Below are 24,510 nucleotides of genomic sequence, written 5' to 3'. Positions count from 1 at the left end.
GTGTTCTTTCTGTGTTGGTCATATGTGATGGATACGTGAGTTGGTGCTTGGAATCGGTGCTAGAGGGGTTGGTTGCCGTGGTGGCGGGGGGTGGCGCGCACGCGGCGTTTGCCGGCGAGCAGTTTGAGCCCCTCCACGAGTGCGCCGCGCGTCTGTTCGGGGTCGATCATCGCGTCGATCTGCCCGGTTTCCATCGACAGGTTCGCGTTCACCGTGGTGCGTTCGTATTCCGCTGCGTACCGCGCGCGCACCTGCTCCACGTCCTGCCCCGCGTCGCGCGCCTTCTGCAGGTCCTTGCGGTGGATGATGTTGACCGCGCCGGTGGCGCCGAGCACCGCGATCTGGCTGCTCGGCCACGCGTAGTTGAGGTCGGCGCCGATCGCCTTCGACCCCATCACGATGTACGCGCCGCCGAACGCCTTGCGCAGGATCACGGTGATGAGCGGCACCTGCGCGCTCGCATACGCGTAGATGACCTTCGCGCCGCGCCGGATGATGCCCGCATGCTCCTGCTCGGCGCCGGGCTTGTACCCGGGGGTGTCCACGAGCGTGACCACGGGCAGGTTGAACGCGTCGCACAGCCGCACGAACCGCGCGATCTTCTCGGACGCATCCACGTCAAGGCCACCTGCGAGCACATTCGGCTGGTTCGCCACAATGCCCACCGGACGCCCGCCGATGCACGCGAACCCGACCACGGCCGAGCACGCGAACAGCTCGTGCACCTGCACGAATTCGCCGTAGTCCACAATGCAACGGATCACATCGAGCACGTCGTACGGCTGGCGGTCGTTCTCGGGCACGATCTCGTGCAGGCGCGCTGCCACCTCGCGGTCCGCGCGCGTGGCCATGTACGCGTAGGTGGGCGGTTGCGCGGTCGAGTTCGACGGCAGATACGCGAGCACGGTGCGCGCGTAGTCGATTGCGTCGGCCTCGTCGGCGCCCAGGTAGTGCGCCACGCCCGAGGTGGTGCTGTGCACGGTGCCGCCACCCAGGTCGTTCATGCTGATCGATTCGCCGGTGGCCGCCTTGATCACGTCTGGGCCCGTGACGAACATGTTCGAGTTCTCGCGCGTCATGATGATCAGGTCCGTCAGTGCAGGGCAGTACACGGCACCGCCCGCGCACGGGCCCAGAATCAGCGAGATTTGCGGAATGAAACCGCTTGCGTCGCAAGTTTTACGGAAAATACGCCCGTATTGCGTCAGTGCTGCCACACCTTCCTGAATACGCGCGCCGCCCGAGTCGATCAGCGCCACAACCGGCACCTGCATCGCGAGCGCCTGGTCCATCAGCCGGCAGATCTTGCGGCCCTCGGCCACGCCGAGCGTGCCTCCGCGCACCGAGAAATCCTGCGCGTAGACGGCCACCGTGCGTCCATACACCTCGCCGAAGCCGGTGATGACGGCGGCGCCGGCGTTGCCCGACGCGATGTCGCCGCCGCTGAACCGGCCGATCTCCTCGAACGTGCCGGTGTCGAGCAGCAGGTCGAGCCGTTCGCGCGCCGTGAGCTTGCCCTTCACATGCTGGCGGTCGCGCGCACGCTCCTCGGCGTCGCGCGCCAGCTGGGCCGCGCGCAGCACCGCCGGGCGGATCGGCTGGTGTTCCGCCGCGGGCGATGCGCCGGTGTTGCCTGTGCCGGGCGCGGATTGCACCGCCGCCTGCACGGCCTGCGCTGCCTCGTTGAGGCCGCCGTGCGCCTTGGCAAGCGCGAGCAGCGTGGGGGAATTCGTGATGTCGGTCATGCGTGCACCTCCTCGGATTGCGCGGATTCCGCGGCCGGCGCATGGTGCGCGTCGCCGCCGTGCCGTGCGCCCGCCACGTCCATCGTGAGCAGCGTCTCGCCCGCCTCCACGCCGGTGGCGGGGGCGGCGAAGATCTTGGTGACGGTGCCGCCGGCCGGCGCGTACACGTAGTTCTCCATCTTCATGGATTCGAGCACCACGAGCAGGTCGCCCTTCGCCACCGCCTGGCCGGGCGCCACGGTGATGCGCGTCACGATCGCCTGCATCGGCGCCGAGATAACGCCGGGCCGCTCGTCGCGCGCCTCCTTGCGCTCCACATGGTGCATGCCCTGTCCACGCAACGGCTGCGTGGGCAGTTGGGCGGCACGCGCGTGGGTGCCGCCGGTCAGGTTGGCCACCACATCGAGCGGCACGGTCAGCTCCACGCGCCGGTTGTTCACCTCGATCACGAACCGTTCGCTCGCCGTGCGCGCGGTGTCTTCGGCGGCCGCCGCGCCGGCGACCGACGCCGGCTGCCCAGCGCGCGCCGCCGCGGGTTCGCGGTTGAGGTATTTGCGTTCGAGCCATTTTGTGCTCACGTCAAACGGCACGCCATGCTCGCCGGTGAACTCGTCGTCGGCGAAGATCTGCGCGTAGAGATCAGCGGGCGTCGGCACGCCGGCGATTTCGAGCTCGGCGAGCGCGCGGCGCACACGCGCGATCGCCGCGGGGCGATCATGCGCGGTGACGATCAGCTTGCCCATCATCGAGTCGAATTTCGGCGAGATCGTGTCGCTTTCCGCGACGCCCGAATCCACGCGGATGCCCGGGCCGGACGGCCAGCGCACCGTCTCGAGCGTGCCCGAGCTGGGCGTGAGGTTCGACTTCGGGTCCTCGCTCGTGATGCGCAGTTCGAAACTGTGGCCGCGCGGGGCGGGCGCGGGCGTGAGGTGTCCGCCGGCGGCGATCGTGAGCTGTTCGCGCACCAAATCGAGTCCGCAGACCTCTTCGCTCACCGTGTGCTCCACCTGCAGACGCGGATTCACTTCAAGGAAATACGCCTTGCCCGTGTCGGTCACCATGAACTCGCACGTGCCGAGCCCCACGTACTGCACCGCCTCGAACAGACGGCACGAGTAGGCGTGCAGCTGCTCTTCGACCTCCGGGTCCAGGAACGGGGCGGGCGCCTCTTCGATGAGCTTCTGGTTGCGCCGCTGCACGGAGCAGTCGCGTGTGGAGTAGACGGTGAACTCGCCGTGCGCGTCGCGCCCGCACTGCGTTTCCACATGACGGCCATGGTCGATGAACCGCTCCACGAAGTACTCGGCCAGATCGCCGCCCTGCACCGCGTTGTGGTTCAGGTAGAACCCGCGCAGCTCGTCGTCGTTGCGCACGAGCGTGATGCCGCGGCCGCCACCGCCATCGGTGCGTTTCATCATGAGCGGATAGCCATGCGTGTGCGCGAAGTCGAGCAGCACGCGCATGTCGCTCACCGCATGCGAGATACCCGGCACCGGCGGCACCTTCGCCTTGGTGGCCACATTGCGCGCGCTGATCTTGTCGCCGAGCGCCTTGAGCGCGCGCGGCGACGGACCGACCCACACTGCGCCGGCGTCCATCACGCGCGTGGCGAACGACGCGACCTCGGAAAGAAAGCCGTACCCGGGGTGCACGGCATCGGCGCCGCTTCGTTCCAGGATGGAAATGAGCAGATCCTCGTTGAGATACGTGTCTGCGTATGTGTCTCCCGAGAGCAGATACGCTTCGTCCGCCATCTGCACGTACTGGCAGTGGCGGTCCTGCTCCGCGTACACCACCACGGTGGGGATGCCCATTTCGCGCGCGGTGCGCACCACGCGCAGGGCAATCTCACCGCGGTTGGCGACGAGCAGTTTGCTGATGTGTTGAGGCATGCGTCCTAGATTGCCGCGGCCGCCGTGCGCGCGCTTTTTGTTTTTCGCAAAGATCGCGCCCCGGTTTTGTTCACGGCTACAAACCGGCCGCCGCAAGCGCGTACGTAAGCTTGGGGCGGATTGGCCCGGGGTTGTGGCGGGCGGCCGGGATGCGCTGGCGCGCGGATGCCGCCCGATTGCCACACATGCCGCAGGTTGCGCGGTGTATGCACCGCGGCCGCGTGCCGGGTAGCGGCGCTGGGTTTCCATGCGGGTCTCCATGCATTCACAGCGGGCATGGTGGCGTGCATGGGCCCGGCACGCATGACGAAAGGAATAGATATGCAAAACACTGAAATCACTGCGCCCTCGCGTCTCACTATGCGGACATTCATGCTGCAGTGGGCGCCGTCCCTTGTGACGGCCGGACTGTTGTGGGCGGCCACCGCGGCGGGGCACATTCCAATTCCCGGAACGCCGGTGCCGATCACGTTGCAGACGCTCGTAGTGATGATGGCGGCCATGGTGCTCAGCCGGCGGCAGGCGGTGGCCGCGGTCGTCATGTATGTGGCGATGGGTGCGTGCGGCCTGCCGGTGTTCGCGGGCGGCATGTCCACGCTTGCGCTTGTGGGGCCGAGCGCCGGCTTCATCCTCGGCTTTGTGCCCGCGATCGCCGTGACCGCCACCCTCGCCGCCGCCGTGCAACGTGTGGGCGAGCGCTGGGGCATGCGGCACGGCAGCAGCGGTGTGCATGCCGTGGCAGATGACGTCACGACGCATGCGTCGTACCGTTCCATCGCAGACCGCAATCACATGGACACACCCTGCGCGCATGCATGTCGAGCCGCAATCGCCGATTTCAGCGCGGACTTATGGTACGGCTACGCCCGTGCATGGCGGGCAACGATGCGTTGGGCACTGCGGTTCGCGGCGTATTGGGCGGCGGCGGTGATCGGCTGCATCGTGCTGCATTATGCGTGTGGCCTGCTTGTGCAGACGGCGGTCACGGGTGTGCCGCTGCGCCTGATTGCGAGCGCCTCAGCCGGCTTCCTGCCCGGCGACCTGTGCAAAGCGGCCTTGGCTGCCACCGTGGCCGCCACCTTCCGCCGCTAGTTACCGCACGGTAAAGCACGGGGCCGGGTGGGAATGGCCGTGGAAAGGCTTTGTTGGATGTATCTCGCTTACGAGAGTGCCTTAACCATACAGCCTCGAAGTATTGGCCGCGCGACGCACTGGAATTTCAACAATTCACAGCACCAATACCTGCATGTGCCACAATTAAGGCACTCTCGTAAGCGAGATACCGCAAGAATCCCGAGAATCCACCCGTATTTCCCCCATCCAAAGCAACGTCATCCCAACAGCCCCCCCCCAAAAAAAAATATGACGTTCCCCTGCAGGCACCAGAGTCAAATCATGTCGGCAGCCATGCGCACACCCCGCAACCCCGTGGAATAATCGACTATATGTGTAGCAACGAGCAGCTGGGCGAACTGAGCGCCGGCAATCTAATCAATGACGACCTTCCGCAGACACGAGCGGTGGCGCACGTGTGGTCGCTCAAGACCGCGCGCTCCACGAATGCCACGGCCGAACAGCTCATCACGAGCGGCCAGTGGGACCGCAACGGCATGACGGTCATCGCCGCGCGCGAACAGACCGCCGGCCGCGGCCGCCTCGACCATACGTGGTTTAGCGCGCCGGACGAGTCGTTCACGGCGTCGTTCATCTCGGCGGTGGGCGCTGGCGTGGCGCACGACCCCACACTCAACGGCTGGCTGCAGATGATCGCTGGGCTGTCCGTGCTCGACGCGCTGCGTGAGACACTGCAGGAGACAAATCTGCAGTGGGTGCCCGATCCGGTGAACGCCGACAATTCCATAGACGACGTCAAGCTCAAATGGCCCAACGACATCGTGTTCCACGGGTGCAAGCTTGGCGGGATCCTCGCGCAGATGGTCACGCTGCCGGATGACCCGAACACGGTTGCGGTGATTTTCGGCGTGGGGTTGAACATCGCCGTGCCGCAGGAGGACCTGCCGATCGACGCGGCCACGTCGTGGCGCCTAATCACCGAGCCGGCGGACGACGGCGGCCGCCCGCCGGCGGAGCGCGTGATGGACCTGCTTGCCGCACGCACCGTGCGCAATCTCGAGGGGCGCCTGTGGCAGTTCGGGCTCAATCCGCACGGCTACGCGCAGAATCTGCTCAAGCGTGTGACCGAAGAGTGCTGGACGCTGGGGCGTCCAATCCTTGTCCATTACATGGATGGCAGCACGTGCAGTGGCATCGCCCGCGCGCTCGATGCCGACGCCTCGCTCGCGATGACCGACGACGCCGGCGCCGAGCGCCTCGTCCGCACCGGCGACGTGGGTGTGCTTCCCGTCGGCGATTGATGTGTGCGGCTCGCAGCAAGGCATTCTGGGCGAAATGTACAATCGCTGACTATGGATCGTGATCATCTGAGCCACTCCTCCACACCCTCCCGCGCACGCGACGCCGTTGCACCAGCTGGTCCGACTGCGGCTGCACAGACTGGCACCGCACCCGCGCGCGTAGGCGCGGCGCTGTGCTGGCTCATCGCGGCGCTGGCATGCGCCTGGATCGCCTGGTGCACGGCGATCGGCCCGCTCATGCGCGCCGACGCCGGGCTCGCCGCATTCCGCTGGACCAACGGCGTGGCGTTCGTGGCCATGTTCGTGGTGTGCTTCGGCATCGTGTGGCTGCTCGTCCGCTCCGCCCACCGCGCAGCCGACTCCGCCATACGCACAACCGCTTCCCTCGGAGGCGCAGCTGATCCCGCCGCACACCTAGCCGGCCGGACCATTGCCCTACCGCCGCGCGCCGCGCGCTTCTTCGCCGCCGCCGGCCGCCTCACAGTGCGTGCGACCCGCAACTGGCGCCGCATCTGGCTCGTGCTCGCGATCGGCTGGCTGTGGATCCCCACGACTCTGCTTGTGGCGTACGGCGCCGACATCCTCTCACAGACGCGCGAATTCGCCTGGGCGTGGAATCAGTGGACCGGCCTTGAGCAGCCGTACATCGGCTTCTTCTCGTTCGTGCCGATGGACATCTACCCCACCGCGCATTACATGTGGTCCACCGGCCCCACGTACCTGACCGACCAGCACAACATTGTGCTCACCGTGATCTACGGCGCCTCCGCCGCGCTCTCCCGCTACCTGACCGGTTCGAACGACGCCGGCTTTGTGGTGCTCGCCGCCCTGCAGTGGCTCTTCGCCGGCTTCTGCTGCGCCTCCGCCGCCAATCGCTTCTTCAATCTGCCGTGGATTCCGCGCACAGCATCGGCCCCGCACACACACCCGGATTACGCGCACCCCGAACGCCTGCACACCACGAATCCCGTCGATTTCGCCCATCCCGAACGCGGCCTGCGCATCCACACGCTCACCGCACACACACCCACCCCCGCCAGCCCGCTCGCCCGCGCGCTCGTGATGCTGCCGTTCCTGTGCTGCCCGCTCGTCACGTTCTCCACGATCTCACTGACCAAATCCCCACTCTTCGCGTTCGCGTTCACTTGGTGGTTCGGCCTGATGTACGAGTTGTACATGACCCACCGCAACACCCCCGGCCGCCCGCAACCCACACGCCCCGTCACAATCGCCGCGCTGGTCGTCTCGTGCGTCGTCATGCTCGTCAGCGCGAAATACGCGTGGTACATCATCATGATCCAAGTGGTGCTCTCGCTGCTTGCCGACCGCCGCCGCTGGCGCCTGTACACGCTCACCCTGCTGCTGCCTACCCTGCTTGTGCACGGCGCGATCGCCCTGCTCATCGGCTCCGGCGCGATCATCGGCGGCGACCCGATCGAAAGCCGCGGCGCGCAACTGCAGATGATCGCGCGCGTGGCGCAACGCAACCCGGGCGCGATTCCCGAAAGCGCAGCGAAAAAGCTCGCGCCGATCTTCAACATCGACCAGATGGCGCAGGCGTACCGCAGTGAGGACGCCGACCCGGTCAAATCGTCGGGCATCCAGTCGAAGAAGGTGAGCTACCGCTGGCGTTCGGTCACCGCGGAAGACATGAAGCAGTTCAACGCCGCCTGGCTCGAGATCGTACGCGCCGACCCGCAGACCGCGTTCGACGCGCTGTTCGCAAAATCATACGGGTATTTCGACGTGTTCGACCCGCCGTATGTGCCGATGAGCTATTACGTGGACAATGATTACGTACAGCGGTCCAACACGTGGATCAAATACTACAATCACAACTGGCGGTACGGCGTGGCGCATGTTGTGCGCGAGTGGAGCCGGATTCCGGTGCTCGGCTGGGTCACACACGGCAATTTCTACGTCACGCTCACGTTGCTCATCGGGGCCGCCGAGCTCGCGCTGCGCCGCTGGCGCGCGCTGAGCTGGCATATGCCGCTCCTGCTGTTGATGGGCGTCATGATCACGGCGCCGGCGAACAATTTCGAGCGCCACATGCTGCCGATCGCGTTCGTCTTCGGATTCCTATGCATCACGTTCGCGCGCGACAACCGCGGCGGCAGTTGGGTGCACGGCCCGGCGCGCGGCACAGCGCACGATTCGCCCCGCGCATAACGCTAGGCGTCGCGCATGCGGCCGATTGCGATTGCCGTGTTCAGCACGAACGCGTCGCGCGGGTCGGTCGCGTCCCAACCGGTCGTCTCAGCGGCGCGCTTGAGCCGGTAGCGCACGGTGTTGGGGTGGATGTTGAGCTCTTTCGCCGTCAGTTCCAACGATCCCCCGTAGCTTAAAAACGTGGAGACGGTCAGGAACGTCGGATCATCGGCGTGTTCGCCGTGCAGCACGCGGTACACGTTGCAGTACAGCTCCTCGCGCGCGATCTCGTCGCCGAGCAGCGCGCGCTCGGGCAGCAGGTCGTCCGCCCGCAGCGGACGTGGCGCATGCTGCAGCGAGGGCGCCGCCTGCAGCGAAAACAGCGTTTCGTGCAAGGCGTGGCTCGCCCCTTGCGCGCCGGTGCGCACGGGGCTCAGGTAGAGCGGCGCCGCGGAGAACGCGCCGGACACCGACGTGCACGCGACTTCCGGCGAGACGGCCGCCTGCACGCGCATGCAGACGAGCACGTACCGCCCGTACGTGCCGATCAATGGGGCCTCGCCGCCCAGATCGGCAATGGCTTTGCTCACCGCGGAGGCGGTGGCGCCGAGCGATTCCGCCGGTTCGCCGCCGATGGCGAAACAGCTGAAATCCCCGCGCCAGCCGATGATGTTGAGCAGCGAGACCACGCGGTCGTCGTCGAGCCCCGCGAGCAGGCATTCGAACGTGAGCCGCATGATCGTCGTGTCGTCCGTATGCCCCGCCAAAAGATCGAGGATATCCGCCTGCTCACTACCTTCCATGCTGCCCAGTGTAGCGGCGGGGCGTCATTTTCGGCCCCGCGCGCACAGGCGTCTCGGCATGCACACGGTGCCCGTCCGAAATGCAAGCAGCGCCCCGCACGCGGAGTGCGGGGCGCTGCTTGCAGTTCCTGAAGATCAGGACTTCGATCAGATCGACGCCGGATCGACCGGGATGCCCGGGTTCATGGTGGAGCTGATCGTGGCCTTGGTGATGTAACGGCCCTTCACGGTGGACGGCTTGAGACGCTTGATCTCATCGGCCACAGCGCGGAAGTTCTCATCGAGGGCTTCGGCGGTGAAGCTCAGCTTGCCGAAGAGGAAGCTGAGGTTGCCGTTCTTGTCGACACGGAAGTCGACCTTGCCGCCCTTGATGTCCTTGATCGCCTTGGTGACGTCCATGGTCACGGTGCCGGTCTTCGGGTTCGGCATGAGGCCACGCGGACCGAGCACACGGCCCAGGCGGCCGACCTTGCCCATCATGTCCGGGGTGGCGACCACGGAGTCGAAGTCGAGGAAGCCGTTGGCGACCTGCTCGACCAGATCGTCGTCACCGACGATGTCGGCGCCGGCCTCGAGGGCCTCGGTGGCCTTCGGGCCACGGGCGAACACGAGCACCTTGGCGGTCTTGCCGGTGCCGTTCGGCAGGTTCACGGAGCTGCGGACAAGCTGGTCGGCCTTGCGCGGATCCACATTCAGACGGAGCACAGCTTCGACGGTCTGGTCGAAGTTGTAGGCCGGCATGCTCTTGAGCAGAGCGATGGCCTCTTCCGGGGTGTACAGGTTGTTACGGTCGATGCGCTCGGCCGCTTCACGATACTTCTTGGAGTGCTTAGCCATGATGGTTACCTATCCTCTCAGCTCAGTCGTTCACGGTGATGCCCATCGAGCGCGCAGTGCCCTCGATGATCTTCATGGCAGCGTCGATGTCACGAGCGGAAAGGTCAGCCATCTTGGTTTCGGCGATCTCGCGGACCTGATCCTTGGTGACCGAACCGACCTTGGTGGTCAGCGGGTTGTCGGTGCCCTTGGTGATGCCTGCGGCCTTCTTGAGCAGCGCAGCCGCCGGCGGGGTCTTCAGGATGAAGTCGAAGGAACGGTCTTCGTAGACGGTGATCTCGACAGGGATGATCTGGCCCATCTTGTCCTGCGTCTTGGCGTTGTACGCCTTGCAGAAATCCATGATGTTCACGCCGTGCGAACCCAGAGCCGGGCCCAGCGGCGGGGCCGGGTTGGCCTTGCCAGCCTCAATCTGGAGCTTGATCAGCGCCGAGACTTTCTTCTTAGGAGCCATAATATGGTTCTTCTTTCTCTGAAGCGGTACAAACGGCACGAGACCTCCCCGTACCTTCCGCAACTGATGATTTGTCGCGCGCGTACGCACACAACTTTTCCAGTATGCCATGCGCGCGGGACTTGTGGGCCCCGCGCGCAACACAAAACCGGCCGTAGTGCACGGCCGGTTTTCACGTAAAGAATCAGGCGAGCTTTTCGACCTGCTCGAAGCCGAGCTCGACCGGCGTGTCGCGGCCGAAGATTGAGACGAGCACGGTGAGCTTCTGCGTCGTCGGCTCCACATCGGAGACGACGGCGGACATCGTGGCGAACGGGCCGTCGGTCACCGTGACCTGATCGCCCACGGCGTACGAGACCTCCATGACGCGCTTCTTGGCGGCGGCCGGCTTGTCACCCGCCTTCTTGAGCGCTTCGGACGCGATCATCGGGGCCATCATCGCCACGACCTCTTTGCGGGTCAGCGGCGCAGGCTCGCGGGTCGGGCCGACGAAGCCGGTCACGCCCTCGGTCTCGCGCACAATGCGGCGCGCGTCCTCGTCCGGCCACATGCGAATCAGCACATAGCCCGGCACACGCACGCGCGTGATGACCTTCTTGCCTTTTTCGGTGTGCTTCTCCACCTCTTCCATCGGCACTTCCACCTGGAAGATCATGTCTTCGAGGCCGAAGCTGGCCACACGGGATTCGATGTTGCTCTTCACGCGCTTCTCGTAGCCGGAATACGTGTGCAGCACGTACCACTTGCCTTCGAGCGTGCGCAGGCTCTTGGAGAATTCCTTGACGGCGAGCGCGCCGGCGTCGGCGGCTTCCTCTCCGGCTTCATCGGCTTGGGCGGCCGGGCCGTCGTTGTTGGCGTCCGCATCGACGGTGCCTTCGGATTTCGCGGCTTGGTCGCCTTCGGGCGAATCGTCGATGGAGTCCTGCAGGCTGTCTTGCGCGGCTTCGCGCGCATCGTCTGCGGACGTGGAATCAGCGGCTTCCACCGAGTCATACGCCATGCCTTCGGCGATGTCCTCGCTCGGCGAGGCGGCGGCGACGGCGTCAATCTCTCCCTGTGCGTCGGCCAGCGCGGCATCGGCGGGCTCCTGCGCACTGAACGTCATAGCCTGTACGTCTACCTGCGACTGGTCGTCAGCTGCGTCGGGCAGCTGGTCGAGGTTCTCGAGATTCACTTCGTCACTCATGCACGTTCACCTTTGCTCGATTGTATGTATTCAGAACGAATATTACCTTCAGCCAGAGTATAGCGGGTGGAGCGAACGGCGCGGATCAGCCGAAGATCAGCAGTGCGAGCTTGCCCAGACCAAAGTCCATTGCGGTAACGAACACCATGAGCAGCAGCACGAAGATGAACGACGCGAGCGACCACCAGAACAGCTGCTTGCGGGTGGGGGTCACGACCTTGCGCAGTTCGTCGATGATCTGCTTGAAGAACAAGCCGATGCGCATGAAGATGTTCGGATTGACGACTTCTTCGCCATGATCTGTCTTAGCAGCCATGATCCCTCCAGAATAGCTTGGTAAGCTCACTCGATCTTACTCAATGGTCTTTGCAGGGAAGGCGGGACTCGAACCCACAACCTACGGTTTTGGAGACCGTTGCGCTACCAATTGCGCCACTTCCCTAGGAAGATCATGCTCAGCCTGCCGCCCGGGCGCCTTTCGGACCCTGCCGGTGGCTTCGCAAAACCGCCAAGTGAATATAGTAGCGGCAATTGCCGACTTCGCCAAATCCCCGCGTGTATCTTCACGTGTCGCGCACGTTTTCCGCCCGTGCCGCGCGCCAATCCCAGCCCCGGCTACGGCGAAAGCCATGCGTGCGGGCGCACAGCATGGCTTTCATCCAGATCAGGCAGCTACCGCTCACGCGGCGGGCGAGGCGGCGACCCATTCCTGGAAGCGGCGCATGCCTTCGGCGAGCTGGTCGTCGGCGAGCGCGTACGAGAAGCGCAGATACCCGGGCGCGCCGAACGCTTCGCCGGGCACGGCCGCCACATGCGCCTCGTCGAGCAGCGCGGCCGCAAGCGCCGATGTGTCTGCGAGCACCTGCCCATTGGGGCCCATCGGGCGGTTCAGCAGCCCGCGCACATCCGGGAACGCGTAGAACGCGCCCTTCGGCGTGGGGCAGCGCACGCCCTCGATCTGGTTGAGCGCCGCGACAATCGCCTGCCGGCGCGCGTCGAACGCCTCGCGCATGCGATCCACCGCGTCGAGCGGGCCAGACACTGCCGCAAGCGCCGCGCGCTGTGCGATGTTGTTCACGTTGGACGTCATGTGCCCCTGCAGTTTCGCCGCCGCCTTGGCCACACGCGCGGGCGCGACCATCCAGCCGACGCGCCAGCCCGGCATGGCGTAGGTCTTCGCCACGCCGTTGAGCACGATCAGCTGTTCGCGCACTTCAGGCACGGCCGCGCCGATGTACGTGGTGTGCGCGCCGTCGTACGTGAGATGCTCGTAGATCTCGTCGCTGATCACCCAGATGCCGTGCTCGATCGCCCATGCGCCGATCGCGCGGATCGTCTCTTCGCTCCAGACCGCGCCGGTCGGATTGTTCGGCGAGGTGACGATAACCGCCTTCGTGCGCTCGGTGCGCGCGGCCTCGAGGTCGGCGACGTTCGGCTCGAAGTTCACTTCGGCGCCGGCGAACACTTCGACCGGTACGCCGCCGGCGAGCTTGACCGCCTCGGGGTAGCTCGTCCAGTACGGGGTGGGGATGATGACCTCGTCGCCACTGTTGAGCAGCAGTTGGAATGTCTCGTAGACGGCCTGCTTGCCGCCGTTCGTCACCACGACCTGCGCCGGCTCCACTTCGTAAGCCGAATCGCGCAGCGTCTTCGCGGCGATTGCCTCGCGCAGTTCGGGCAGGCCGGCAGTGGGCGTGTAGCGGTAGTTGCGCGGGTCGACCACGGCCTCGGCGGCCACGGCCACAATCGCCTCGGGCGTGGCGAAGTTCGGTTCGCCGGCGCCGAAACCGATGACGTCGATGCCTTCGGCCTTCATGGCTTTCGCCTTGGAATCCACGGCGAGTGTGGCGCTCGGCGCCACATGGTTGATGCGGTCAGACAGGGGGAGGGAATCTGTGTTGGTCATGGCTCTCATGCTACTGCCGGACCGCAACAACATGCCTAGATCAGCACCAGGTTGTCTCGATGGACGAGCGGATGCGCATATTCCTCCCCGAGCAGACGCCGCAACTGCGCGCTCGTGCGGCCGAGCATGTGCGGAATCTCCTCGGCGTCGAACCCGGCGAGCCCGCGCGCCAGGTGATTGCCGGCCTCGTCGTCGATCCACACGGCATCGCCCGCGGCGAACTGCCCGCGCACCTCCACCACGCCGGCGGCGAGCAGGCTCGCGCGCCCTCCGCGCACGGCGGAGGCGGCGCCGGAATCCGCCACAAGCGTGCCCTGCGGGTGCGAGGCGAATTTGATCCACAGGCGGCGCGCCGACCCGCGCTGGCGCACCGGCGCGAACGCGGTGCCCACGGAGTCGCCCATCAGTGCGGGCCCCGCGTTCGCCGCGCTCGTCATGACGGCGGGGATGCCCGAGACAGCAGCCATGCGCGCCGCCTCGAGTTTCGTGACCATGCCGCCGGTGCCCACTCCCGAGCCGGATCCTCCCACGCGGATCTCGTCAATCAGCTGGGTCACGTTCGGCACGAACGGCACGCGGCGCGACCCGGGCTCGCTCGGCGGCGCCGTGTACAGCGCGTCGACGTCGGTCAGCAGCACGAGCGCGTCGGCACGCACCATGTTCGCGATGAGCGCGGAGAGGCGGTCGTTGTCGCCAAAACGGATTTCGTTGCTGGCGAGCGCGTCGTTCTCGTTGACGATCGGCACGACGCCCAGCTCGAGCATCGTGGCCATCGTGCGGCGCGCGTTGCGGTATTGGCGCGGCTGCATCGTATCTTCCGCGGTGATGAGCAGCTGCCCCACGCGGATGCCGTACCGGCCGAACGCGGCCTCGTACTGCGCCATGAGCAGCCCCTGCCCCACCGAGGCGGCCGCCTGCTGGGTCGCCACGTCGGTCGGCCGCGAGCTGAACCCAAGCGGGCCGAAACCGGCGGCGATCGCACCCGACGAGACGAGCACGATGTTGCCGCCAAGCATGTGCACTTGGGCGATCGCACCGACGAGCGCGGTAAGTTTGTCCACGTCCAGGTGCCCCGACGGCTGAGTGAGCGAGCTCGACCCGACCTTCACCACCACGGTGTGCGCGGCGGCCACCGCCCGGCGCACGTCTTCCTGCGTCTTCGGCGTGGATTGTTCCATTGCGTTCAGCTCCTTCGTTCCCCAGAGAGACTACCCGTAGCGGAGGGTCACTCCTCCGACTCGTACTCCTCGGGGTCGCCACGGCCGAAGAGCGACGTCTCGTCGTGCCTGTCGTCGTCCACCGCAGGGTCGGCCCAGTGGCCGGCCTCGCGCTCCGCCTGCATGGCGGCGCGCACGGCGGCGCGGGCGTCCATCATCTCGTGGTACTGGCGGCGGCGCTCGGTGTTGGTGCGCCTGCGGCCGCGCGAATCCTCCGCCTCAAGGCGCAGGTCGCGGCCGCGCGAGCCGAGCTGCGTGCCGTCGAGGTTCTCCGCGCCGGCGGCGATTGTCGGATCCCAGTCGAACGCGACCGCGCGCGCGCCACGCCCGATGCGCACTTCGTCGCCCGGGCGCGCGCCATTCTTGCGCAGCGCGTCTTCCACGCCCAGCTTGGCGAGGCGGTCGGCCAAATAGCCCACGGCCTCGTCGTTGTCGAAGTTCGTCTGCACGACCCAACGCTCGGGCTTCGTGCCCGTCACTGTGAACCAGTAGTTGCCGTTGCGGTCCTCTTCGCGCTCGATCTCGAACTCCTGCACGCCGGCATTGCGGCCATTGCGGCGGCGCTGGCCCGGCTCGCTGAGCGGATTGATGACCACGCGCTCCTCTTCCACGGTCTCTTCGCGCGCCGCAATGTCCGCACGCATCTGCGTGACGAGATTCGCGAGCGCGAAATTGAGCTCCTTGAGCCCTTCGTGCGATGCGGTAGAGACAATGTACACCGGCAGATCGAGCTTTTCGAACTCCGGCTTGACGAACTCGGCGAGCTCCTTCGCCTCGGGCATATCGACCTTGTTGAGGATGATGATGCGCGGGCGTTCGGGGATCGGGATCGCGCCGAGCGGAAGCTCAAGGTCATTCGCGTATTCACCGAGCTCCTGTTCGAGCGCATAATAGTCGCTCAGCGGGTCGCGGCCCGGTTCGAGCGTGGCGCAATCGATCACGTGCGCGATGATCTCGGTGCGCTCGATGTGACGCAGGAACTGCAGGCCGAGGCCTTTGCCCTGCGAGGCGCCCGGGATCAGGCCCGGCACGTCGGCGATCGTATAGCGCATGTCACCGGCCTGCACCACGCCCAGATTCGGCACGAGTGTGGTGAACGGATAGTCGGCGATCTTCGGCTTGGCGGCGCTCATCGCGGCAATCAGGCTTGATTTGCCCGCCGAGGGGAAGCGACGAGCGCCACGTCGGCGATCGACTTCAGCTCAAGGATCACATCGCGTTCCTCGCCCGGTTCGCCCAGCAGCGCAAAACCGGGCGCGCGGCGTGTGCGGTTCGCGAGCGCGGCGTTGCCCAGGCCGCCGGCGCCGCCGGCCGCGGCGACGAATTCGTCACCGGCGTGGCGCAGATCGGCGAGCACCTCGCCGGGGCGCTTCGGCTGACCTTCGGCTCCGCGCGCGGTGAACACCACGGTGCCGATCGGCACGGGCAAGCGCAGGTCGTCGCCTTGCGAACCGTCTTTCGTGTCGCCCAGGCCCATCGTGCCGTTGCCGGCGGAACGGTGCGGCATGAACCGATAATCCAGCAGCGAATTCGCGTTCGGATCAGCCACGAAAATCACCGATCCACCACGTCCGCCGTTGCCGCCGTTCGGCCCGGCCAGCGGCTTGTATTTCTCCCTGCGGATGCCGGCGGAGCCATTGCCGCCGTCTCCGCCCTTCACATGTACTGTCACTCGATCTACAAAGTCACTCATAACCGACCATTCTATCGGTGCGGTGCTATTACCGCGGTTGTGCGCGCGATTTGGGTGAATCGACAGTTTCCCAATCACCGCGGAACGCTGTTGCGGTGCGCACGACCGCTCGATAGATGCCCTAATATGCAGTTGTGCGTGCGCAAACCATGCACGACTCTCAGATAGGCCACTATCTGCCGTATTCGGAGCATGTCCGGAGTGCATCACTCGCAGATGCACAGAGTAACGACGAGTTGTGAACGCCCCTGCCTCCCGACACACCCGGACTGTTCACGGGCGTACTGCCCCATCCGGCGCTTATACGAAAAAACCGCACCCCGGAGGATGCGGTAACGTGTAATGTCATGCAGCCGGAGCCGCAATCATTCACTCAGCGATGACGTCGACGACCTTGCGATCGCGGCGCACCGCGAACTTGACCTGGCCGTCCGCAAGTGCGAACAGCGTGTGGTCCTTGCCGATGCCCACGTTCTGGCCCGGGTGGAAGTTGGTGCCACGCTGGCGAACCAGAATGTTGCCAGCCACGACGGCTTCGCCGCCGAACTTCTTCACACCGAGGTACTGGGGATTCGAATCGCGACCGTTGCGCGAGCTGGAAGCGCCCTTCTTATGTGCCATTTCTCGTTCCTTTCGGTTAGCTGAAGTCTGCCGTCAATAATAACTGAAATCAGGCGATCTCAGTGATCTTGACGATGCTCAGCTTCTGGCGATGGCCCTTACGACGAGCAACGCCGGTCTTGTTCTTGAACTTCTGGATGCGGATCTTCGGGCCCTTGGCCTCATCTTCCACAACTTCGCCCTTGACGGAGATCTTCGCCAGATCAGCCGCGGCAATGGTGACCTTGGAGCCGTCGACAACGAGCGCGACCGGGAATTCCACGGTCTCACCCTTCTTGGCTGCAAGACGATTCACGAGGATGGTATCGCCGACCTCGACCTTTTCCTGATGGCCGCCGGCCTTGACAATCGCGTACATATCAGTTCCTTTATTCACTTGGAAAGCTTACTGCCCGGCACGTTCGAGCCTCGCGGCCAGACACCAGCAATCAAATATACACAGCACCATGTACTTTCGCAACACGCCGAAGACACGCCGCAACCGCGCGCCGACCGACCACCGCCAGCCAGTTCGGTTATCTCCCCGGTTATGTGCGAGACGACCACATTTTGCCCCCCGTATTATGTGCGAGACTCCCACATAATAGGGGGGATAACCGTGATTCGGCGCCCTCATCTACGACACGCCGAAGGCTCCGCGCCTACCTCACGCGAATAAGCCGACTCCGGCGTACACGCACACAGGGCCACTGCAAAGAAAAACGGGGCGCACTCTCTACTCGAAGTGCGCCCCGCTGAGGGGAAGAATTCAAACCACCATGGAATTCATGATGGTGTTTGACATGCAATACAATGACCACACGGTTTGTATTCTATCTGCGCATACGGCAATGCGCTCAGCATTGCGCACATCTTCACACACTCTACGCAACTGCAAAACACCGTGCAAATTCGCTGTACAAACACGGCAGCAAAAAGGGAGGCCACCCCGTAAGGTGGCCTCCCCGGCGAGCGCCGAACACTCAGCGCGCTACACAGCTCACGCTTCCTTCTTGCGCGTCTTGATGATCAGCAGCAGGCCCAGGATGAACGCAGCGCCCGCCACAACAACCACGAGCGCGATGTCCGCACCGGTCTGCGCCGGCGGCTTCTGCGGCGTGACCGGCGGTGCCGGCTTCGTGTTGGTGATCGTGACGCTGGCTTCGTCTTCCGCCGTCATGTCGTATTCGGAGATGGTGGTGTAACCGGCCGGCACGTTCTTCTCCACGACCTTCCAGTCGTTGCCGGATTCCAGCCCCGCCCACGAGTGCTGCCAGTTGTTGGCGTCGGAGAGCTCGACGGTCTCCTGCGACTCGCCGTTCTTGAGCAGCTCCACGGTAATCGACTGCGGGCGGCCGGTGTTGCCCGCGTCTTTCCAGACCTTCTTCACGTTGAGCGTCTCGGTCTTGACTTCAGGCACCACGCAGTCGCTCTTCGGCTCGATGTTCACCGCGCGCTGGTTCGCGCCGTCTTCCACATGCACGTTCGGCAGTGCCACAAGCATCGCCGAGCCCTTGCACTCAAGTGTTTTCTCCACAAAGCGGTTCGCGGTCACGAGGAACATGCCATCGCCCACGTTGGTGAACGAGACCGCGCCATCCGCGTCGGTCACGGCGCTGGCCGCCGGCTCGGTGCCATTGACCTCGATGTATCCTGCGAGCGTGTTCGCCATGTCACGGAACGTCTGCGGGTCGGCGTTGAGCACGTCCCAATTCACCGGATACTTCTCGGTGTCGGCGAAGTCACCGATTGGCTCGTAGCCACCTTCATCCGCCCACTTGGCCACGTTGTAGACGTGGAAGACCACGCCCTCGAGCGCCGTCTCGTCGTGCGCGTACGTGACGTTGATGGTGCCCTCACCACTGCCGGCGACAACGCTTGACGCGAGGTCGGTGCGGTTCTCCCCCGTATTGGTGTCTTCTGCGTAGACGCTCGGCACTCCTACGGCAAGGCTCGCAAGCATTGCCCCCGCGCACAGTATCGCCGGCGCAATCCGCTTTCCGACTGTAAGCCGTCCCATGTTGTCCCCCCTTGGTTTGGTGAGGTGTTCTTCTTCTCGTTTGTTATTATAAGCGTTTCGCATGCGGTTGGGTTCAGCGCCCCGCATGTTTGACCTGCGTGCCGCTCACTGCGTTGCGCCCGCGCTTACGGCTGCGGCGCACGATGAGCCAGATGATCCACAGGATGAACAGCACGATTGCGAGGGCGATGCCCGCGATGACGAGCGTTCGGTTCGTGTCCGCCTTGTCGTACTGCGTCTCGTCCGTTTCCGCCGGCGTCGGGATGCGGTGCCCGCGCACGAGCAGGCGGTGCGAGTTGACGCCGTAGGGCGTGCAGGTGATGAGTGTCGCGTAGTCCTGGTTCGGATCGAAGTCGAGGTCGCGCATTTCGGTTGGCAGGACGGTGCGTATCTGGTCGATCCGATACGTGTACGTGTCGTCGAGCACGTGGAACGCGAAGGTGTCGCCTTCTTTGAGGCTGTCGAGTCCGGTGAACAGTTTCGCCGATGGCAGGCCGGTGTGCCCGGAGACGGCGGTGTGGGTGCCTTTGCCTCCGACGGGCAGTGACGATCCCGCAAGGTGGCCACCTGCGATCTGCAGGACGGTGTCTTCGGTGCCGTGGTAGACGGGCAGACGCACTTCGAGTTTCGGTATCGTGATGTATCCCATGATCCCGGTTCCGGTCACGTCGAGCGTGCGGTTGTACTGCTCCATCTGGTCGTCAGTCAGGTGCCAACGGTCCGGCAGCGTGTTGAGTTGTTGATTGTAGGCGTGGGCTTGGTCGAGAAGTTCTTTCTTCTGTTCCCCGCTCATGTCCTTGACCTGCTCGACGTAGCCTGCGACCGCGCGCGAGGCGTGCATGCTGTTCCACCAGTTCGCGAACGTCGGGTAAGCAATCAGCCCGATGCCGCCGAGGAGCACAAGGGCGAAGAACACAATCATGATGTTGAGCCCTACGCCGCTTTTCTTCTTCGTTTGTGCGCCCATAGGGGCGCTGCCCGTCGATTCCTGTACGGAGCCGGCGGGCGGCGTAACGGTGGAGGAATCGGCACTGCGGTCAGTCTGAGGAGGCAGACTGGCTGAGTTTCGATTCCTCATATCACCTTTCCTTAGTGGAGTGGTTCACTCAGGCCTGACGGCGACGGAGCACAACCGCGAGGCCGATGCCGGCGATCAGGACGATCGCAGCGCCAGCAGCGTACAGCACTGTGGTGCCCATGCCACCGGTCTCCGGGAGCTTGTTACCACCGGTGTTGACGACGGTAGCCGCCGCACCGGTACGGGTACCGCTTGCCGCATTTTCAATAGTCGGGGTGACGGTGATTGTCACCTGCGGATCAGTCGACTCGGCATCATGCACAGCTTTGAGGGTGAAAATGACATCAGCAGCCTTGTTGAAGCCTGCCGGCGTGTAGGTTTCCTCGAGCTTATAAACGCCTGCATCGATGCCCTTAACATCGAACTTATAGGTGCCATCCTGCTTCGTGACCCGAAGGTTGTCATAGACCTTGTTAGTGGAGGTATTAGTCAGCTTGAAGACCGGCAGATCGTTGTCGTTCGGCGTAATTGTGAATTCCTTGGTGCCTTGGAAGTCATAGGTAAAGACCTTGACGAGATCTTCTGGCGTCTCTGCGGTATCGCCCTCACCCTGCTGCTTCGGATCGTTGGAGAACACGAGCTTTGCAGTGTTCGGGTTGCCTGCAGTTCCGATGACGGCGTCATCATTCAGAGTAGCCTCATATTCGACAACGATGGAATCGCCAGCTTTGAGGCCAGCAGCTGCTACGCACGTCTTCAGGTTTTCAGCAGTGAACTTAAGGGTGGTTGGACCAGTACCTTCAGAAGTGATGTTGAAGCAGTTCTTCAAATCCGTGGAACCGGACTTGATAGTAACTTTATCGTTACCCGAGTAAGTCAAGCCAACCGACATTGTATCCACGAACTGATAGTAGTAATTATCGTACTCACCATACTGTTCCGGAAGAGTACCGGTCAACTGGAACGGAACCGTATCGCCGATTGCGTAATCAGCGGAATCGTTCCAACCGGAATTCGTGCTCCCTGTCTCCGGGTCGGAGGGGTTATCCTTGACCTTCTTGACGAGGGTCACAGAGCCGTTCTTGATGGTGATGGAAGCACCTGCGGAACCGACGGTGTCCACCATGTAACGGGACTTGGTGTACTGGTTAGAACCGGCGGCAGTACCTGAGCCACCAACAGTAGTCAGGTCGAACAGGTAATAGCCCTGCTGGATGTTGGCGCTCGCACTGTTAATCGTGTCACCGGCAGTGGGGGACGCACCCATGAATGCCGTGGCGAATTGCTCAACATTAGTGGAGTTCAGTCCGTCGAGAACGGCCTTAATGAGATTGGCATCCGTAACGTCTGCAGCGATATCAGCAGCACCTTCGGCCTTGATGGCGTTCATACCAGCGATGACAGCTGCTTTATTCGCCGCGTTCACCGAATAGACGTAGTTCGTGTTACCGGCCTCGATGTTCTCGGACTCGATGTTGAGAATCAGGTACGGGGTAACGACGTTACCGCTCTGCCAATTGGTGAAGTTCACCGAGGCGGTTTCCGTGACCACTGCGTTGGCAGAGGTGGCACCGATGAAACCGGTGGCGGCGATCGCAGCGGCGGAGACCGCAGCGGCGAAGCCCTTCCAAACCTTCTTCATGTTATCTCCTTCGATTATTTGTTAAATTTTACGAATCTTTTGACTCATAAAACTCTATTTACTTCCCCCCAGCAATGAATCGAACGATTCGCGCAAGGGAGGGGCCGTCTATGGTGATAACCGATGTAGACGGCTCCAAATCTTTAATTGTTCATCATTGACTGTTTTGTTTAGATACGTTTCCGCATCGCTACGCCACAGCCTAGCATTGATATCGCTATGAGCGCAAACCCAAACAGCGCAATCTGCGTGTTGCCTTCACCGCCCGTAGCCGGCAGTTCCACACCAGGTTCATTGCTGATCACCTGGTTCGGATAGTTCAGCAGAGGTGTAGTCGGAGCCGGAATCGGGTCTCCAGTCGTTCCATCCGCGTTCTTCTTGTAGATAACCACATTCTGGAACTCGGGCGTATCCGGTCCGACGGTGAAGACGTAGACCGCATCCGGATCGGCATAGTAACCATCCGGCGCCTTGGTCTCGACCATCTCATAGTTGCCCCACGGCAGGTTGTGGAAGCCAATGCGCCCCGCAGTGGTGTAGGCGTCGTACGCCCAGTCGGGCTTGCCCCCCTCCTTAGCGCATGTGCCGGTCGTATCGCCATCGGCAGCCACACAGTCGGTGATCGTTACGGTAATCGCATTTCCTCCGTCATACGGGGTGTACTTGATCTGCCATTCGGAGCCGGCGAGGTACCTCGTGTCATCTTCCGAGCTCACCTTGCCCCAATACACATTACCGGTTTTTCGCGTATTGCCAATAGGTTTGTTATTAACATGCACAGTTTCTTCACTATCGGTGACAGTGAACTCGTACGGGCCGCCCACCTTGTCGTAGCCTTCCGGAACGGTGGTCTCCGAGATGCGGTACTTACCGACCGGCAGCTTCTTGACCAGGAACTTACCGGGATCTGGGTCCTCATCCTTATACGTCACCGAAGCGTTGCATGGGGCCTCGGTGCAGTCCAGCACATCGTTGATGGTCTTCCAGGTCACCTGACCTTCGGCGCTAGTGATCTCCTGCTCGATCGTCCAGCCGGAGCCAGCCAACGCCGTGTGGGTCGTGCTGTCTTCCTTCTCCCAAATCACCTGCGTAGGTTTATCGGAAATCCAGCCCATGGCACCCACAATGGAAGGCGTCACATCGCCGGTCCACGTGACCTTGCCGTCAGCACCAATCGTGAACTTGTACACAGTCGGATTCAACAGATACCCGGACGGGGCCGTCTTCTCCTGCAGCGTGTAGTCGCCTGCCGGCAGGTTCAGAATGGCGAACTGGCCAATCTGAGAGTTGGAATCCGCATAAGTGGCATCCCTTCCCTGAACCCGCATACGCGCTTTGCGGAAGGTTTGCAGCGAAGCGGTATCTTCGGCATCCTGCTTGGGAGAGGAAGCCGATTCGGCATTGTCGCTTGACTGCAAAGACACAGCATTGCGAGCGGCACTGCGGGTAACGGAACAGCCAGATGGTGCTCTGGAGTTCACATCTCCGTTATCGATATTGTATGCCTTCTCAGTGCCAGCAATCGATATTTTATCGGAACCTTTGACCTTATAGGTATTGGTATCACTGCCCATCGTTACCTTGACCTTGAAGGATTTCCCAACAATCGGCACATCATACTTATACCAATTAGTTCCTGCACACGGTGCCAGCTCCATGGTAGGCCGTGAGCCCCAAGTGGAGCCATTATCGTTGGAATCCCAATAGTGAATGCGCGGTGCAGTAGATGCATCAAGCCAATGCACATATACAGCCGTTGTATTGGATACGGGATTCGTCACCTTGATTTCAACGGACTTCCACTTGGTCTCATCATCCTTGCACTTGGCCCAGATGCGCGTGGTGCCGGTCTTAAGCGGCGTGACCACGCCCTTGTCCACGGTTGCCACAGAAGGATTCGAGGATTCCCATGTGATGCTGTTGTTGAGCACACCGGGATCGGCTGTCGCCGTCAAGGTGATGGTGTTCCCCACAGTCATCGAAATGCTGGCAGGAGCCGCCTGGCCATTGTATTGCAGGGTGAGGCTATTGAGCTCGACCGACTTGACCGTCAGCGTGACATGCGCTTCAAGGCGGTCACCACTTGCGTTGGTGTCTACAGTGGTTGCGGTAATCACTACCGGCTCGTTATTCGCTGGCACATGCAGCACGGTGACGTGCCCATCCTGCACTTCCACATCATCCGGATGGGAGGAGGACCACGTCACATCCTGGGTCGCGTCTTCGGGAAGTACTTTTGGCGTCAGGCTCAGCGTGCTTCCCTCAGCGACTTCCAGCGCACCAGAGGTCACGTTGTTTTCACCGTTGAACAGCTGGATGCCTTCCACGGCCTTGGTGTTGTCGGTGATCTCCTGGGACCACCCGTCTGCGCCCGTCTTGGTCAATGTCCAGACAGAGCCGGGAAGCCCCTTGTGCGATGAGTCGCCATCGGCGTACTTGCCCCACTGCACTGATCCGCCTTGAGGTTTGTTGATGATGCCGGGCACAGTTGCGCCATTGTCGCCGGGAACGTCGTTCTTGATTCCCCACTGGGACGAATCAGTGATTTGAGTTCCGCTCTTGTCATATGCGGCAATGATGTCCTTATTCGAGATAGAACCTTTGTCCGTGGTGTGGATGGCGTAGATGTTGTCTGATTTCACGTACCCTTGCGGAGCCGTCAGCTCCTTGATGTAGTACGTGGCATCGGGCTCAAGGGAATCCACACGGAATTTGCCGTCGGCTGGGTGGATTCTAATGGTCGTTGCAACACGTCCTTGTGATTGTATGCTTTATTGAGCGTATTCCATGGCATTGAGAAGTTCGATGATCCGTTCGCTTGGCTTGGCCCAGTCCAGTGTTTTGCGTGGTCTGTCGTTGAGCTCGTCGGCCACTGCATCGAGGTAGTCCTGACTGTAGGCGGACAGGTCTGTTCCTTTTGGAAAGTACTGGCGCAGCAATCCGTTGGTGTTCTCGTTCGTGCCCCGCTGCC

The 24,510-nt window shown here is 63.1% G+C and carries 17 protein-coding genes, 1 tRNA gene and 3 pseudogenes; 3 read left to right on the top strand and 18 right to left on the bottom strand.

The window, feature by feature from the left end; genetic code table 11:
• Positions 1–59: 59 nt before the first annotated feature.
• Together BPSG_RS07260 and BPSG_RS07255 are read right to left on the bottom strand one after the other, a co-directional pair.
• Positions 60–1,745, bottom strand: a complete 1,686-nt coding sequence (locus BPSG_RS07260; RefSeq protein ID WP_033502220.1) for an acyl-CoA carboxylase subunit beta — start codon at positions 1,743–1,745, stop codon at positions 60–62.
• Positions 1,742–3,637: an acetyl/propionyl/methylcrotonyl-CoA carboxylase subunit alpha gene (locus BPSG_RS07255; RefSeq protein ID WP_051592025.1), complete on the bottom strand. Its 1,896-nt coding sequence runs from the start codon at positions 3,635–3,637 to the stop codon at positions 1,742–1,744. The genes BPSG_RS07260 and BPSG_RS07255 overlap by 4 nt, the downstream gene beginning before the upstream one ends.
• Positions 3,638–3,997: 360 nt before the next feature.
• Here BPSG_RS07255 and BPSG_RS08885 point away from each other — a divergent pair.
• From BPSG_RS08885 to BPSG_RS07240, 3 genes and pseudogenes are all read left to right on the top strand, one after another.
• Positions 3,998–4,345: pseudogene (locus BPSG_RS08885) on the top strand (biotin transporter BioY); the annotation flags it as partial.
• A 737-nt stretch (positions 4,346–5,082) separates the two neighbouring features.
• Positions 5,083–6,012 (top strand): biotin--[acetyl-CoA-carboxylase] ligase, encoded by a 930-nt coding sequence (locus BPSG_RS07245; RefSeq protein WP_051592027.1) that lies wholly within the window; start codon positions 5,083–5,085, stop codon positions 6,010–6,012.
• Positions 6,013–6,063: 51 nt separating this feature from the next.
• Complete coding sequence (locus BPSG_RS07240; RefSeq protein WP_162165648.1) at positions 6,064–8,184, top strand: DUF6020 family protein; 2,121 nt, start codon at positions 6,064–6,066, stop codon at positions 8,182–8,184.
• A 2-nt stretch (positions 8,185–8,186) separates the two neighbouring features.
• Here BPSG_RS07240 and BPSG_RS07235 read toward each other — a convergent pair whose 3' ends face one another.
• From BPSG_RS07235 to BPSG_RS07160, 16 genes and pseudogenes are all read right to left on the bottom strand, one after another.
• Complete coding sequence (locus tag BPSG_RS07235; RefSeq protein WP_026643712.1) at positions 8,187–8,966, bottom strand: PucR family transcriptional regulator; 780 nt, start codon at positions 8,964–8,966, stop codon at positions 8,187–8,189.
• A gap of 147 nt (positions 8,967–9,113) precedes the next feature.
• Entirely contained in the window at positions 9,114–9,803 is a 690-nt protein-coding gene (gene rplA, locus BPSG_RS07230) for a 50S ribosomal protein L1 (protein WP_026643713.1), read from the bottom strand.
• Between the two features lie 22 nt (positions 9,804–9,825).
• Positions 9,826–10,257: a 50S ribosomal protein L11 gene (gene rplK / locus BPSG_RS07225; protein WP_026643714.1), complete on the bottom strand. Its 432-nt coding sequence runs from the start codon at positions 10,255–10,257 to the stop codon at positions 9,826–9,828.
• Between the two features lie 184 nt (positions 10,258–10,441).
• Entirely contained in the window at positions 10,442–11,443 is a 1,002-nt protein-coding gene (gene nusG, locus BPSG_RS07220; RefSeq protein WP_026643715.1) for a transcription termination/antitermination protein NusG, read from the bottom strand.
• Between the two features lie 85 nt (positions 11,444–11,528).
• Positions 11,529–11,759, bottom strand: coding sequence for a preprotein translocase subunit SecE (gene secE, locus BPSG_RS07215; RefSeq protein WP_022858364.1), 231 nt, complete (start codon positions 11,757–11,759; stop codon positions 11,529–11,531).
• Between the two features lie 53 nt (positions 11,760–11,812).
• Positions 11,813–11,885: transfer RNA gene (locus tag BPSG_RS07210), tRNA-Trp, on the bottom strand.
• Positions 11,886–12,122: 237 nt separating this feature from the next.
• Entirely contained in the window at positions 12,123–13,358 is a 1,236-nt protein-coding gene (locus BPSG_RS07205) for a pyridoxal phosphate-dependent aminotransferase (protein WP_026643716.1), read from the bottom strand.
• Positions 13,359–13,384: 26 nt separating this feature from the next.
• On the bottom strand, positions 13,385–14,527 hold the full coding sequence (gene proB, locus BPSG_RS07200; RefSeq protein WP_033502219.1) for a glutamate 5-kinase: 1,143 nt from the start codon (positions 14,525–14,527) through the stop codon (positions 13,385–13,387).
• Between the two features lie 47 nt (positions 14,528–14,574).
• A pseudogene (gene obgE / locus BPSG_RS07195) lies at positions 14,575–16,259 on the bottom strand (GTPase ObgE).
• A gap of 369 nt (positions 16,260–16,628) precedes the next feature.
• The gene (rpmA, locus tag BPSG_RS07190) at positions 16,629–16,880 is read right to left on the bottom strand and encodes a 50S ribosomal protein L27 (protein WP_026643719.1); all 252 of its coding nucleotides are present in this window, start codon (positions 16,878–16,880) and stop codon (positions 16,629–16,631) included.
• A 49-nt stretch (positions 16,881–16,929) separates the two neighbouring features.
• Positions 16,930–17,238: a 50S ribosomal protein L21 gene (rplU, locus tag BPSG_RS07185; RefSeq protein WP_026643720.1), complete on the bottom strand. Its 309-nt coding sequence runs from the start codon at positions 17,236–17,238 to the stop codon at positions 16,930–16,932.
• Positions 17,239–17,859: 621 nt separating this feature from the next.
• Entirely contained in the window at positions 17,860–18,879 is a 1,020-nt protein-coding gene (locus BPSG_RS07180; RefSeq protein WP_129903133.1) for a Cna B-type domain-containing protein, read from the bottom strand.
• Positions 18,880–18,952: 73 nt separating this feature from the next.
• The gene (locus BPSG_RS07175) at positions 18,953–19,957 is read right to left on the bottom strand and encodes a class C sortase (RefSeq protein WP_225545170.1); all 1,005 of its coding nucleotides are present in this window, start codon (positions 19,955–19,957) and stop codon (positions 18,953–18,955) included.
• Between the two features lie 28 nt (positions 19,958–19,985).
• Entirely contained in the window at positions 19,986–21,539 is a 1,554-nt protein-coding gene (locus BPSG_RS07170; protein WP_026643721.1) for an isopeptide-forming domain-containing fimbrial protein, read from the bottom strand.
• Between the two features lie 170 nt (positions 21,540–21,709).
• The gene (locus tag BPSG_RS07165; protein ID WP_269146818.1) at positions 21,710–24,271 is read right to left on the bottom strand and encodes a SpaA isopeptide-forming pilin-related protein; all 2,562 of its coding nucleotides are present in this window, start codon (positions 24,269–24,271) and stop codon (positions 21,710–21,712) included.
• 39 nt (positions 24,272–24,310) lie between these two features.
• A pseudogene (locus BPSG_RS07160) lies at positions 24,311–24,510 on the bottom strand (IS30 family transposase); the annotation flags it as partial.

It is taken from the genome of Bifidobacterium pseudolongum subsp. globosum, assembly GCF_000741295.1.
Classification (GTDB): Bacteria; Actinomycetota; Actinomycetes; order Actinomycetales; family Bifidobacteriaceae; genus Bifidobacterium; species Bifidobacterium globosum.
Note: the sequence above shows the minus strand (reverse complement) of the source record. Positions and strands in the feature narration are given on the sequence as shown.